Consider the following 13,620-nt stretch of genomic DNA (forward strand, 5'->3'; position numbering starts at 1 on the left):
GCGCTTCGCTTTGTTGCTAGGGGATGAGCAACCCAGGGCGATCGCAATCATTGTCTTTAAGGCTAACACAAGGTTTTTCTGATGTCGGATCAAAGTAGTTCCGTAATATCTGCGACCTGGGCAATACAGCCCAAAAGCCGGGGACAGCGATCCACGAGGCGATTAAAGCGGGCCCGGGAGAGGGAGAGCAAACTACATTCCGTATGGGCAATGGCCTTAAACTGCACCGCCGTATCCTCCCACAGGTGCATCACGCCAAACCCTTCCCCCACGGTCAAAATCACCCCATGGGAGGCCAGCAGCACATCGCCATCATAGATGAGGTAAAGCTGTTGGTGGTGGGGATTAACCTTGGCGGATTGATCCTCTGGGGGCGCACAGATCACTTCCCCGGCTCGAAAATCTCGCTGATTAAAGGCCCAGTTAATCGTTTCCAATTCATCTAAAGAGAGGGATTGCAGCCAAGATTGGGTTTTTAAAAATAGCAGTTGTTTTAAAAACCAATCTTCATCGGGGAGGGTGGTTTGTTGGCCATCCTGAAGGGAAATCGCTAACCGTTGTACTAGGGGATTGGGATCCTGTAGAAGGGCCTCCGGCAGGGGTTGTTGCTGTTGGGATTGGACAAAAATGCCCGCCACCCGCAACCAGCGATCATCGGAGGCTAAAAGGGCTTCGATTAATGGCCCCCGTTTGGTGAGGAGATTGGCGTTGGGGGCAGGGCTGAGGCGATCTTCCGTTTCCAACAGCGTCATAATCGGCACGATAAACCGCCGCAGGGGGCCGGCGGCGAGGGTTTCGATCGCATTGGCCCGGCGACGGCGATCGCCATCATGGAGGGCCTTTTCCAAACGGTGGAGCAACCCTTCCCGATCCATCGCCCGCAACACCGCAAAGACGCGGGCAATGATCCGCTCCTGGGCATCGGCTAACATCACCTGCACCACCCGCCAAATCGGTTGATCATCGGGGAGTTGCAAGAGCCATTGCTGGATTTGGGCGGCCCGCTGGTAATCGGGGCGCAGGAAGTCGTAGAGGGTATCACTGGCTTGGCGGCTATTAATCCGGCCAATGGCGGCGATCGCCGCCTCCACCACCTCAAACCGCCGTGAGGCTAAATACACCTTCGCCACCCGCAAGCTTTTATTGCCATAGTTCCCCAAAGCTTGGGCCGCCCAGAGCCGCACCGCCAAGGATTCATGCTCTAAGCCCACCGCCACATCCAACAGCAGACGCGGATTCTGCAACACCCCCACCAATTGCAGGGCAATGGCCCGCACCAAAGGGTCAAACGTGGTTAATTCCCGCTCCACCAAGGCCACTAAGGCCGTTTCCCCCGGCCGCGCCAACCGGGCTAAGGTTTCCAACCCCGCCCGCACCACTTCCACAGAACCTTCTGCGAGCAACTGCTGCACAATCGGAATCAAGCGGGGATTACGGGTATGGCGAATGGCCCCAATCACCGTCAGCCGCTCCTGTTCATTGAGGGGATCTTGCCAAATCCGCTGACATTGGGGGGCAAACTGGGTATTGTCCTGGGCAGCTACGGCAACACAGGCGAGGGCTTGGACAGTGGTATCGGGGCAGTCCAAAAGCCGGGTCAATTGGGCCGCATTGAGGGGGGAGCGGCGGGCGAGGAGGGCTTCGAGAATCAGCGGTAGGTGGGAGGAATGGCCATCTCCTGTATGATGATCACTCTCTAAATGGCGGTAGAGGTAATGGCTGAGGGTGGGGTGGGGGTTTTGGGAAAAAAAGCGGATCAGGTTGCGCCGTAAGACGGGATCGGCGGTGGCCAGGAGGGGTTCTACTTCTGGGAAACAGTTCTGGGGATTGTGGAGGCGGGTAGCGAGGGCAAGGCCGAGGATTTGACTGGAGCGATCGCCACTGGTGAGGAGTTCATCAATCTCGCCACTGTATTGTTTGGGGAGGCGGCCCATCCCTGCCCCCACTTCCTCCCATTGCACCCTGCCGGTACGCAACATTTGCAGGAGCGATCGCACATAGCTGCGGCCCATGCCGTAGCGCACCAGAACAAAAACACCACTTAACACCACTCCCCCACGGGCAATTTGGGGCGGGGTTAGCCCCCATTGGGCCGCCATCAACAGCAACCCCGCCGCCGCCAACCCCAAGGCATAGGCCAAACCATTACTAATCGCCCGCACCTGGCCCACCCAACCGTAGGGTACAGCATTGTAATTGAGGCTATGGATGGGTTGGTTGAGGCTATCATCTAACCCATCGTTATTGACATTGGCCCACAATGCCCAAGGTAGCGTGAACTGATAGGCTAATCCCCCAAAGGCCCCCAACGTCAGCAGGGGATAGACCAGGTTCATCACGCCCACGCCCCAATAATTCAATAGGGGTTGTGTCACCAAGTAGAGGACGACGAAGGGGATCACATTATTGATCATCCGCACTGTGCCGATGAATTGGGTGAGTTCGTCGCGGTTCTCCTGGGGAGAGGCGGCGCTAATGTCAAAGTAATCGAGATACACCGCGAAGTAGAGGTATTCCGCCATGCAGTAAAGCAGGATGAAGAGGAATGTACTGGCGGCGAGAAAGACAATAATCGGATAGGCCCCCAGGGCGGCCCAACTGAGGCGGGGCCCTTCGGGGGTTGATTCATCCTTGGGGTTTTCGATGGGATGGAGCGATCGCTCCATCCCCCACACCTGAGCCGCTGCCAATGCCGCCAATAGGGGCAAGATCCAGAGCAGATCCACCGTCGCCCACCAACGGGCCAACCCCGTGGCCAAGCCGCCCCCGATGACCCCCCCCACCGCCATCGCCATCCGTAGCCAGGAGGCATAGCGGTTCCAATCTAAACTGGTGAAATAGTCCGTCACCAAGCTGGGGAGGAGCACCTCCAACAGCAAAATCCACTGGATATAAAAGCCAATGTAAAGCAGGTAATCGAGCCAATGCCCCGGATTTTTGCCCCACCATAACAGGAGGCGCAGGAGGAGGGTTAGGGCGATCGCCATCCCCAAGACCCTGCGCACCAACCGAGGGCGATCGATGCGATCGACAATTTGGGAGAGGCCGAGATAAATGGGTAGGGAGACAATGCCCATGGCCACATAGGCCACCGGCAACCCCTGGGGCCCCACCGTTGTTAAAAACAACGAACTCCCCACCACCAGCCCCATAATGCTGAGGGTGGCGATCGTGACAGACAACAGCAATAACTGGGTTAACTTCTGGGCCGTTGCTGTGCTCCACAGGGTCGTATACCAACGTTGTCCAATCATGCCTGTCGCGGTCGGATCAAAATCTCGGTTTGATGCTCTCTGATAGTGAAGGTGCTAACAGTTTTAACCCACTGTTGAGGGAGCGGATTCCAATTCACAGTACGAACCCATCAACCTAAAATCGGTGTGAGATCGAGATGCTCTTCCACCAAATTAGCAAGGCTATTGAGCATGATTTCCCGTTGCTCTCGGTAGTTGGGAACGCCGGTCGGGAGGGAGAGCAGCCCCCGCCGTTGGCGGAGATGGTTGAGCCAGGTGCGTCGCCAGGGGCCATTGTCAAAAATGCCATGGAGGTAACAGCCCCATACGGAATGGCTAGCATCCACCATCCCCAAGCTGAGATCATCAAAGAGGGCTTGGGGGAGATCGACGGGTTTGGTGCGGCGATGGGTGAGCCATTGGGTTTGGCCCTGGTGGATTTCGTAGCCTTCCACCACTAGCCCTTCGTGGGGATAGTGGGATAAACAGGTGCGTTGGCGGGTGACTTTATCAGGGGTGATGGTCGTTTTCACCGGCAATAACTGTAAGCCGATTTGCTCCCCCGCTTCTCCTTCTAATCCTTGGGGATCGGCAATGCGATCGCCCAACATTTGGAAGCCGCCACAAACCCCAAACACCGTTCCCCCAGCGGCGACAAAATCTTGAATTTTCTTGGCCATACCACTGTCATGGAGAGCTTTGAGATCACTTAATGTGGTTTTTGAGCCGGGTAAAATCACCGCATCGGGATAGCCTAAACGATCCTCTAACCCCACATATTTCACCCCCACCGTCGGCTCCGCATCGAGGGGATCAAAATCCGTAAAGTTGGCAATGCGGGGGAGGCGAATAATCGCTAGGCTCACCTCCTGCTGATCCTTCCTGGCTTTGCGCTCCAACAAACTCAGGGAATCCTCCGCCGGGAGTAGGTTCTCGCTCCAGGGCAGCACACCCAAGACGGGAATGCCCGTATATTCTTCTAACCAATTAATCCCCGGCTGCAAAATCGACAGTTGTCCCCGAAATTTATTAATCACAATCCCCTTGATCAGGGCGCGTTCTTCGGGGTCTAATAACGCCAACGTTCCCACCACATGGGCAAAGCAACCGCCCCGGTCAATATCGACAATTAAAACCGTTACCGCGTTGAGGTATTTGGCAACGCGCATATTGGTGAGGTCGCGGTGCTTGAGATTGACCTCCGCTGGACTGCCCGCTCCTTCACAGACAATGACATCAAATTCCGCCGCTAATCGGTGGAGGGATTCGGTAATGGCCTGCCAACCCCGCTCAAAATATTGTTCATAGTAGGCCGCAGCGGTGGTTGTGCCGACGGCCTTGCCCCGGATGATCACTTGAGAGGTACTGTCCCCTTGGGGCTTGAGCAAAATCGGGTTCATTTCCACCCAAGGACTGATCCCCGCTGCCCAGGCCTGCACCGCCTGGGCATAGCCCATTTCGCCGCCGGAGGGGGCCACGTAGGCATTGAGGGCCATGTTTTGCCCCTTAAAGGGGGTGATCCGTTTGCCCCGCCGACTGAGGATGCGGCATAAGGCGGTAGCTAACATCGATTTGCCTGCGTGGGAGGTGGTTCCCACTACCATGATCGCTTTCATGCGGGCCACCGCAGCCAACGCTGGAGGAAGTTGAGGAGGCGATCGCCCCAACTGGCCGCCGGAATCCCCTGCTGTTGCCAATCTTGGCTAAATTGCCGCCCCAAGGGGGTGAGGCGGAAACTATCGGTAATGCCCTGGCCATCGACTTCTCGACGTACCAACCCCACCTGAATCAACCACAACATTTCACTTTCTGCCCACACATCTAACAGGGGTTTGCGGGTGTAGCCTTGAGCCATGGCCGCCTGACCCGTCAGGGCTTGGAGGGGAATACCGGCGGTTTCCATGGCCAGGAGGAGGGCAATGGTGAAGGGGGAGCAGCGCAGGGCGCGGGCGGCGCGATCGCAGGTTTTGGGGGGATAAACAACGGCGGTGGATAGGTTCATCGCTCCATGGGGGGGGATCTCAGAGACCATTGTGCCATGATCCCACCCAGAGCGGCCGAGGGTAACGGGGCGCAATTCCCAACCCGGAGCGGAATCTTCTAAAATCAGGAGGCAGAATGTTTAGAACCTTGGATTCACAAGCGAAAATTATGGCTTTAACTGTTGGCACTACCGCACCCCAATTCACCACCCTCGACGACCAAGGCAATACGGTCTCCCTCAGTGATTTCGCGGGCAAAATTGTCGTCCTGTATTTTTACCCCAAAGACGACACCCCCGGCTGCACGAAACAGGCCCAGAGCTTCCGGGATAACTACACCACCTATCAAGAAAAAGACATGGTGGTGTTAGGGGTGAGCCGAGATGATCAGGCTTCCCACACGAAATTTAAAGAAAAATATGGTCTGCCCTTTACACTGCTCACCGATGTAGATGGGGCGATTACTCAAGCCTACGATGTGGATGGCGGCGGCTATGCCAAACGAGTCACCTACATCATCGATGCCAATGGCGTGATCAGCCATGTGGATGCAGCGGTACAAACCGCCACCCACGCCGAAGATGTCTTAGCCAGTTTGGGTTAAGTCTTCCCTCACCCTCAATCCCTCTTTTAGGTCGGGAGAGGGACTTTGAATCCGGCTCCTCCGGGGAAGGAAAGAGCATAGAGAAGAGAGAAATATTTAACATTCTCCCTCACTACCCACTACCCACTACCCACTACCCACTCCCCAAAGCGTCAGCTATCTAAAATTATCAAGATCCCCTGACCAATACCATTGTCGATCCCTTGAAAAGTTGTTAGCGTTGCGGCTACACTTTACAGCTTGAGGATTTGGCCCGTGGCGTTTTGGCAACCAGGACAACTCAACGGCTTTGCTCGCTTACGCTCCCTAGCTCAGAGTCGTCGGTGGCGCGATCGCAACTTAGCGCGATCGCGCTTTTGTGGTGCCACCATTGCCCTCACGGGGATTGCGGTGTTATTCGGTTGGATGTTTGATCTGGCCCTCCTCAAAAGCATCCTGCCGATCTGGGTGAGTATGAAGGTGAATACGGCCCTGGGATTTGTGGCCAGTGGGTTATCCCTTTATTTATTTTGCCTGCCCCGCCGCCGTCGTCACCATACCATCATCGCCACCGGCTTAGGGGGCGTGGTGGTGATGATTGGGGCGCTCTCGCTGGCGCAATATCTCTTCAATGTCAATTTCGGCATTGACGAAGCCATTTTTCTCGACAATACCGCCGCCGTGGGAACCGCCAACCCCGGCCGGATGGCCGCCAATACTGCATTTAACTTTATCCTGCTGGGGATTGCCCTCACCCTCTTTCCCTACCGCCGTTCCCCCGTGGGTCTAGTGCAGGGGTTGACCCTGGCCTTTGGGACGATCGCCGGCCTGGGGTTGGTGGGCTATGCCTACAACACCTCAGAATTTTATGGGGTTGGGGCCTATACGAAAATGGCGGTGCATACGGCGATCGCCTTTTTCTACCTCGCCATTGGCATCCTCCTCGCCCGCCCCAATCGCGGCATCAAGGCCATTCTCACCTCGCCCCTCGCCGGGGGGATCATGGCTCGGCAATTCTTACTCAATGGTACATTTGTTCTTCTTGCCCTCGGTTGGTTGGTGTTAACGGGCTACCGTCATCAGTTTTATGCCTCCGAGGTGGGGTTAGCCCTGTTTGCCGTTTCCAGTGTGCTGGCCATGGGTGCAACGATTCTCTGGGGAGCCAAATCCCTCAATGAAGCCGAGAGCCATCGCCATCGGGCGGAGGATCATTTAAAACACCTCTACCACGATTTGGAAGCCAAAGTCCTTGAACTAACGGAAACCAACGAGCGGCTGATGCAGGAAACCCGCGATCGCCAGCGGGCCGAAGCTGCTGAAATCCAATTACAAGAAACCCTCAACGCCCTCCAATCCACCCAATTGCAATTGGTGCAAAGTGAAAAAATGTCTGCCCTGGGCCAATTGGTGGCAGGGGTGGCCCACGAAATCAACAACCCGATTAACTTCATTTACGGCAACCTCCAACCGGCCCAAGAATATACCGATAGCCTCCTAACCGGGATTGCGGCCTACCAACGCTGCTACCCCGATCCCCCAACGGATTTACGGGGAGAAATTGAAGATCTCGAAGTGGATTTTATTGCCGAAGATTTACCCCGGTTATTGAATTCGATGAAATCGGGGGCGGAAAGGGTGCGGGAAATTGTGCGATCGCTGCGGAATTTTTCCCGCCTGGATGAGGCGGATTATAAAGAGGTGGATCTCCATGAAGGCCTCGAAAGTACGATTAGCATCCTCGGCCATCGCCTCAAGAGCCGGCCCGACCGTGCCGCCATCCATATCCAGCGGGATTATGGGGAGATTCCCCTGGTGGAATGTTACCCAGGGCAGATCAATCAGGTGTTTATGAATGTCCTGGCCAATGCCCTCGATGCCCTCGAAGAGCGCGATCGTGACCGCTCCTTTACTGAACAAAAGGTAAAACCCAGTGTCATTCAGATCACCACAGCCCTTTGGGATCGGTATTGGGTGCGTGTGGCCATTGCGGACAATGGTTTGGGGATGGATGAAACGACGCGATCGCGCCTCTTTGACCCTTTCTTCACCACGAAACCCGTCGGCAAAGGTACGGGTTTAGGGCTATCGATTAGTCACCAAATTGTTACGGAAAACCACAACGGCCAGATGATTTGCGAATCTCAACCCGGCGCGGGAGCAACATTTATCCTTGATATCCCGATTAAACGGGCTTTTGTGGCGGTTCCCCTCGAAGCCTAGCCCTCATCCCCCCGCCGCTTCTCCCAAAATGGGCGAAGGGGAGGTGGGGATGTACACACGAAGCGGCTTCTCTCAGAGTGGACAAATTGTGCAAACTGGGATGCACCCGGTTAGAATCTAGAAAGGACACTTTTGATTAAAAAAGTATTCATATGCTTCTTGAATACGTTGGTACGTTTCTTGATCGGCATTAGACTTTGCCGCTAGAATGCCTTCACGAAAACAATTATGCGCTGCATTGATTGCATCTACATACTGTTCTTTACGACTCAGAATAATATGTACACATCCTGCATACATATCCATAAATATATAAGCTTTCTCAGGATAAAGCTGTTTAGCTTGTGTGAGATATCGATAGGCAGCCTGATACTTTCCTTGATTGAAGCGAATCGTTCCAGCAAAATAGAGAGCAAAAAACTTTTGTTCAGACCGATCAGATAAATTCCTTTGAATACGAATAAATTCTCTGGCAATTTTATCTAATTGCTTTTGATAAGTTAGTTTTTGGTTTGATGTGGGTTCATCAGGAAGAGAAAGCTCAAAGTATCGATGTGCAACTCTATCAAATAATTCCTCTACCGCGTCTTGAGGTAAATTACTCATAGTTATTTGGGTTGTTGAAAATCTTAGGATCACTATAGGTATTTTTTTAAAGAAGTGCAAGTGTCATACAGCGATCCTAGATCAATCCTAGAGTCAGCACTCACTCCCAACCCCTCTCTCACAGTTTGCTACTACGTACACACAACTTGATCGTTAACCTAATTTTCCCAAAATTTCACGATTGAGAATCTTGATAAGTCGTTAGCTTCTCTCAATAAACCAGATTTATTGAGAGAAGCTATAAGTCGCTGAAATCAATGCTAGGAAAGGGTTTCATGCTTATGCGTACTTAGTAGTCCACCCTGGAAGAGGGGTTTAGGGTGAGGGCTGAAAGTGTGCTCTAAAGCCGCTGCTGCCAATATTGCCAGGCGGCATAGGCGAGGGTGACAACCCCAGTGGCGATCGCCCCCTCATCGGCTTCAAACTCGGGATGATGGAGGGGGGGATTGGCCTGATCCGGGTGGCCTACCCCAAGGCGAAACATACTACCGGGGGCCTCTTGGAGGTAAAGGGAAAAATCTTCTGCCCCGAGGGAGGGTTCAGGGAGGATTTGGACGCGATCGCGCCCCCAAGCCTCCACCGCCACCTGTTCGATCAGTTGGGTTAAACCGGGATCATTTTGCACCGAAGGCACGCCCCGCCGATAGTTGACCTCTGCCCTCGCGCCATAGGTTTGGCAGACCCCTTGGACAATGGTTTCAATCCAACCGGGGAGTTTTTCGTGGGTTTCGGGATGGAGCGATCGCACCGTTCCCGCTAACCGCACCTGATCCGCAATCACATTGGGGGCGCGGCCGCCGCTGATCTGGCCAATGGTCAGCACCACAGGCCGCAGGGGGTTCTGCGTCCGACTGATGGCCTGTTGGAGTGTGGTGATCACCTGAGCGGCAATCCAGATCGCATCGGTGGCTTCGTGGGGCCTTGCGCCATGGCCCGATTCCCCCTGGATAAAAATTTCTAAATCATCCGCCGCTGCCGTTAAGGCCCCGTAGCGAATACCGAGCGATCGCACCGGAATGGAGGGGAAAACGTGTAACCCCAAAATATGGGACACCTCCCGCATCACACCATCGCGCACCATCCACCCCGCCCCTTGGGCAATTTCTTCAGCGGGTTGAAAGAAAAACCGCACCGTTCCCGGTAACTTTTCCCCCAATTGCGCCAACACCATCGCCGTCCCCAGACCCACCGTCGTATGAATATCATGGCCGCAGGCGTGCATCACCCCCGGCTGCCGGGAGGCATAGGGCAGGCCGGTGCGCTCGGTAATCGGCAACGCATCCATATCGGTGCGAATCGCCAACACCCGCTCATCGGTTCCCGCTCCGGGCCAATGGCCCACCACCCCCGTTTTCCCCACCGCCTCCTCCACCTGCAACCCACAGGAGGAAAGCACCCCCGCCACATAGGCCGCCGTTTGATATTCCTGGCCACTCAGTTCCGGGTGGGCATGGATGTGGCGACGGATTTCGATGAGGCGGGGGGTGAGTTGGGCGGTGAGGTCTTTAATTTCGGTGAGCATGGGGTTAGACGGTCTGGGGAGATCGTTGGGGGATCAGGGGTTGCGCTTGGGCGTGGTAATGGTGTTTTTGGAGGTCGGCGATCGCCATCGTTGGGCTATTCACCCAAAATTTGCGGTTCAAGCGAATGAATTTGCGGTCTTGGCCATTGCTGATCGCCGCCACGATGGGGACTTTGGCTTGTTTTTTCTCCCCTTCACTGTGGCTATTGAGGATACTGCATAGGGTGTTATGGGCTTGGGGATTGCTGGCCTGTTGGGGGGTGAGTTCCACAAGAATCATTTGCGCCGCTTCCACGGGTTCCGCATCTTCAATGAGCAATTGCGCCACTTTATCATCGCGGCGATCGGCTTTCCCCCAAAAAATAAACGTCATATCTTCCTGAATCAAGGCTTCGAGTAATTCAAACGTGCGGGGAAAGATCACCCCTTCCGCCTCCCCGGAGCGGTCTTCTAACCCTAAAAAGGCCATGCGATCGCCCTTTTTGGTATTAATCACCCGAATCGTATTCACCACGGCGATCGCACTCAAGGGTGTGCGCTTGCTATAATTGCTCAAATCCAGTAAATTCACCGGCTCCAGCAGTTTCATCGCTGGCTTCATCCCATCGAGGGGATGCTCGGAAATGTAGAAACCCAAAAGTTCCTTCTCCATCTTCAGTTTTTCCGCCGCTGGGAGATCCGGCACATCAGGAAGGCCCGGGGCCGCATCAAATTCGTTGGTTGCGCCGCCGAGGATCTGGCCAAACAGATTCATTTGGCCGCTATCCCGCTCTTTGCTGCGCTGTTGGGCCCAAGCGAGCATCGTATCAATACTTTCCAGGAGTTGATTACGATTGGTGCTAAAGGCCGTAAACGCGCCACATTTAATCAACGTTTCTAAAGAACGACGATTCACAACGCGATTATCCACCTGATAGCAAAAATCCGCAAAGGAGCTAAATTTGCCCCCAGCTTTTTCCCGCGCCTGTAAAATGCTCTCAATGGCCCCCTCCCCTAAACTCGGCACAGCGGAGAGGCCAAATAAAATCGCCTCGCCATCGGGGGTAAAGTCAATATCAGAGCGGTTAATATCCGGGGGTTCAATTTTGATCCCCATCCGCTGGCAGGTGTTGATATAGCTTTCGACTTTATCTTTATTGCTGCTGTTGCTGGTGAGCAACGCCGCCATATACTCCACCGGATAGTTCGCCTTGAGATAGGCGGTTTGGTAGGTGACGTAGGCGTAGGCGGTGGAGTGGGATTTATTGAAGCAGTTGGCGGCAACCGTGCCGTTGGCCAGTAAAAAGTTATGATCGCGCACAACCCCGAGATCGTAAACCGATTGGGGGGGCAGGGCGCGACGCTGGATAATTTTAACCATGGATTAAATGTTGGGAAAGGGCGTAATCGGGTTCCTCACACCAAAATGATCAATGTCCCGATTGACGACAGCAGACCCATTGCTGGGATTGATCCGAGTAGGCTTCTTAGTAGGCTAAGGTGGCGAGGGTTTCCCGCAGGTAGGAGGTGACTTGATCGTCGAGGCTGGTGGGAAAAGGGGCATCAGTGGCCGCCTTGAGGTTTTGCCAGCGGCCGAAACCAGAACTGGCGGCGATCGCCTCTTTGAGGCTGGCCCAAACTTCTTGGTCGTTGGCAAAAGATGGGATGGTTGTGTTAGGCATTTGTACCTCCAATGGGTTACAAAATTTTACATTTTGTGTTCACCTTACCCTAGTCTAGCTTGTGGTGATGCTGCCTAGAGCACAAAACAGGGATTTTAAGGGGGAATCATGACGGGGCGGAGGCGATCGCCCATGGATCGCCGTGGGGAGGACGTTAGCCGGAGGCGGCGGGAAAAATGATCGGGGAATTGAGACTATTAGTGCAGTTGTGCTGTGCTAAACTCATTTGTAGTAACTAATAACTACAAAAAGCCATGATTGCTGTCAAGTCTGATCATTACCTCAACCCGGATGAATATCTAGCGATGGAGTTGGAGAGCCAGATCAAGCATGAATACATAGATGGCGAAGTTTACGCCATGGCAGGAACCAGTAAAGACCATAATTTGATTGTTGGCAACCTTTACCTGCTGTTGCGTAACGCTCTCCAAAACTCTCCCTGTCGCACCTACTTCACAGATTTAAAGGTCAGGATTGAGCAAGGGCGGCGCTTTTTTTATCCAGATTTACTGGTGAATTGTGATCCCAATGATGATCGGACTCTGCACTATGTTGATCAACCCCAGGTAATTATTGAAATACTATCCCCCTCGACAGAATCCTTTGATCGGGGTGAAAAGTTCCAATGTTATCGTAAGATTTCCAGTTTACAAGATTATGTTTTAGTCAGTTCCCAAGCCTATATGGTGGAAGTATTTCACCGTGTCGAAGGCGAGCGTTGGTTGTTAAGTACCTATGCAGGGATAGAGGCGATCGCCTCTATCGAAAGCCTCAACCTCAACGCCCCCCTGAGCGAAATCTACGCTACATTAGATCTAACCCCCAAGGAAGATAACCATAGTTCGTAGTGCGGACTTTAGTCCGCTTCGGTAGAACGACTAAAGTCATTACGAAAAACCTTCATAAAACGTTCGTAGTGCGGACTTTAGTCCGCTTCCCTATCCAAATTCTAGGCAATTTCACCCGATTCAACCATGGTTACTGCCGCTCAAACTTCCACTATTATCTACCCCGATTCTGATGGAAATCCAATGGCTGATAATACCCGCCAATTTCGTTGGATTGTCGTTATCAAAGAAAATTTAGAAATTCTTTTCGATGCTGATCCGAATATCTTCGTCGCTGGAGATTTACTGTGGTATCCCGAACAAGGCAACAATAAACTCCGACAAGCCCCTGATGTGATGGTTGCCATCGGACGACCCAAAGGAGAGCGCGGCTCCTATCGACAATGGGAAGAGGCGGATCTACCGCCCCAAGTTGTTTTTGAAGTCCTTTCCCCTGGTAATCGCCTCAAGGAAATGGCTAAAAAACAACAATTTTATAACCGCTATGGGGTTGAAGAATATTATGTTTTCGACCCCGATCGCCTTGATTTTCATGGCTGGATGCGCAATCAAGCCGGTGTTTTAGAGGTCATTGAACAGCCGGAAAACTTCACCAGTCCCCGGTTAGGGATTCGCTTTGAACTCCAAACAGACCAGTTCACCATCTACCGGCCCGATGGTCAACGGTTTTTGACCCCGACGGAATTGGCGAAACAGGCCGAACAGCAACGCCAAGAAGCCGAACGCCAACGCCAGGAAGCTGATCGCCAACGCCAACGGGCAGAAACCGCTGAGGCCCGTCTTCAGGCCTTAGAAGCCCGATTGCGGGAACTGGAGGGGGATTTGACTAGTCCCCGCTCTAAAGAGACGGGGATTCCCTGGAGGGATTTCAGAACTTCCGACAAGTCGGACTCTTAGGCGAAGTCAAATACGCCTCTATAGGTTGCCCGAAGGCTTCCTTTTACTTATTTTCCTTTAACCACCTT

The 13,620-nt window shown here is 53.6% G+C and carries 11 protein-coding genes; 4 read left to right on the plus strand and 7 right to left on the minus strand.

The window, feature by feature from the left end; genetic code table 11:
* Positions 1–89 precede the first annotated feature (89 nt).
* The 3 genes from VB712_RS14160 to VB712_RS14170 all read right to left on the minus strand — a co-directional run bounded on the left by VB712_RS14160 (position 90) and on the right by VB712_RS14170 (position 5,235).
* Positions 90–3,254 (minus strand): hypothetical protein, encoded by a 3,165-nt coding sequence (locus VB712_RS14160; RefSeq protein WP_323255800.1) that lies wholly within the window; start codon positions 3,252–3,254, stop codon positions 90–92.
* 110 nt (positions 3,255–3,364) lie between these two features.
* A complete protein-coding gene (cobQ, locus tag VB712_RS14165) occupies positions 3,365–4,849 on the minus strand; it encodes a cobyric acid synthase CobQ (RefSeq protein WP_416236357.1) in 1,485 nt (494 codons plus the stop codon).
* A complete protein-coding gene (locus VB712_RS14170) occupies positions 4,846–5,235 on the minus strand; it encodes an Npun_F0494 family protein (RefSeq protein WP_323255804.1) in 390 nt (129 codons plus the stop codon). The genes cobQ and VB712_RS14170 overlap by 4 nt, the downstream gene beginning before the upstream one ends.
* 149 nt (positions 5,236–5,384) lie before the next feature.
* Here VB712_RS14170 and VB712_RS14175 point away from each other — a divergent pair, with 149 nt between their 5' ends.
* Together VB712_RS14175 and VB712_RS14180 are read left to right on the plus strand one after the other, a co-directional pair.
* Positions 5,385–5,819 carry a peroxiredoxin gene (locus VB712_RS14175; RefSeq protein WP_323255806.1) on the plus strand — a complete coding sequence of 145 codons (435 nt, stop codon included), beginning with the start codon at positions 5,385–5,387 and terminating at the stop codon, positions 5,817–5,819.
* A 255-nt stretch (positions 5,820–6,074) separates the two neighbouring features.
* Positions 6,075–8,018 (plus strand): sensor histidine kinase, encoded by a 1,944-nt coding sequence (locus tag VB712_RS14180; RefSeq protein WP_323255808.1) that lies wholly within the window; start codon positions 6,075–6,077, stop codon positions 8,016–8,018.
* A gap of 117 nt (positions 8,019–8,135) precedes the next feature.
* Here the strand turns inward: VB712_RS14180 and VB712_RS14185 are convergent, their stop codons facing one another.
* The 4 genes from VB712_RS14185 to VB712_RS14200 all read right to left on the minus strand — a co-directional run bounded on the left by VB712_RS14185 (position 8,136) and on the right by VB712_RS14200 (position 11,807).
* Positions 8,136–8,624, minus strand: coding sequence for a hypothetical protein (locus tag VB712_RS14185; protein ID WP_323255810.1), 489 nt, complete (start codon positions 8,622–8,624; stop codon positions 8,136–8,138).
* Between the two features lie 340 nt (positions 8,625–8,964).
* The gene (locus VB712_RS14190) at positions 8,965–10,146 is read right to left on the minus strand and encodes a M20 family metallopeptidase (protein ID WP_323255812.1); all 1,182 of its coding nucleotides are present in this window, start codon (positions 10,144–10,146) and stop codon (positions 8,965–8,967) included.
* Between the two features lie 4 nt (positions 10,147–10,150).
* Positions 10,151–11,506 carry an OB-fold nucleic acid binding domain-containing protein gene (locus VB712_RS14195; RefSeq protein WP_323255813.1) on the minus strand — a complete coding sequence of 452 codons (1,356 nt, stop codon included), beginning with the start codon at positions 11,504–11,506 and terminating at the stop codon, positions 10,151–10,153.
* Positions 11,507–11,612: 106 nt separating this feature from the next.
* Positions 11,613–11,807, minus strand: a complete 195-nt coding sequence (locus VB712_RS14200; protein WP_323255815.1) for a hypothetical protein — start codon at positions 11,805–11,807, stop codon at positions 11,613–11,615.
* 254 nt (positions 11,808–12,061) lie between these two features.
* On the opposite strand from VB712_RS14200, the gene VB712_RS14205 reads away from it, so the two are divergent.
* Together VB712_RS14205 and VB712_RS14210 are read left to right on the plus strand one after the other, a co-directional pair.
* Positions 12,062–12,655 (plus strand): Uma2 family endonuclease, encoded by a 594-nt coding sequence (locus tag VB712_RS14205; RefSeq protein ID WP_323255817.1) that lies wholly within the window; start codon positions 12,062–12,064, stop codon positions 12,653–12,655.
* Positions 12,656–12,781: 126 nt separating this feature from the next.
* Positions 12,782–13,552, plus strand: coding sequence for a Uma2 family endonuclease (locus VB712_RS14210; RefSeq protein WP_323255819.1), 771 nt, complete (start codon positions 12,782–12,784; stop codon positions 13,550–13,552).
* The last annotated feature ends 68 nt before the right edge of the window (positions 13,553–13,620 follow it).

The organism is Spirulina sp. CCNP1310 (genome assembly GCF_034932185.1).
GTDB lineage: Bacteria > Cyanobacteriota > Cyanobacteriia > Cyanobacteriales > Spirulinaceae > Spirulina.

Coding starts and splice junctions, on each gene's coding strand:
- VB712_RS14160 (WP_323255800.1), bottom strand. CDS start 3,254: ATGATTGGACAACGTTGGTATACGACCCTGTGGAGCACAGCAACGGCC.
- cobQ (WP_416236357.1), bottom strand. CDS start 4,849: ATGAAAGCGATCATGGTAGTGGGAACCACCTCCCACGCAGGCAAATCG.
- VB712_RS14170 (WP_323255804.1), bottom strand. CDS start 5,235: ATGAACCTATCCACCGCCGTTGTTTATCCCCCCAAAACCTGCGATCGC.
- VB712_RS14175 (WP_323255806.1), top strand. CDS start 5,385: ATGGCTTTAACTGTTGGCACTACCGCACCCCAATTCACCACCCTCGAC.
- VB712_RS14185 (WP_323255810.1), bottom strand. CDS start 8,624: ATGAGTAATTTACCTCAAGACGCGGTAGAGGAATTATTTGATAGAGTT.
- VB712_RS14190 (WP_323255812.1), bottom strand. CDS start 10,146: ATGCTCACCGAAATTAAAGACCTCACCGCCCAACTCACCCCCCGCCTC.
- VB712_RS14195 (WP_323255813.1), bottom strand. CDS start 11,506: ATGGTTAAAATTATCCAGCGTCGCGCCCTGCCCCCCCAATCGGTTTAC.
- VB712_RS14200 (WP_323255815.1), bottom strand. CDS start 11,807: ATGCCTAACACAACCATCCCATCTTTTGCCAACGACCAAGAAGTTTGG.
- VB712_RS14205 (WP_323255817.1), top strand. CDS start 12,062: ATGATTGCTGTCAAGTCTGATCATTACCTCAACCCGGATGAATATCTA.
- VB712_RS14210 (WP_323255819.1), top strand. CDS start 12,782: ATGGTTACTGCCGCTCAAACTTCCACTATTATCTACCCCGATTCTGAT.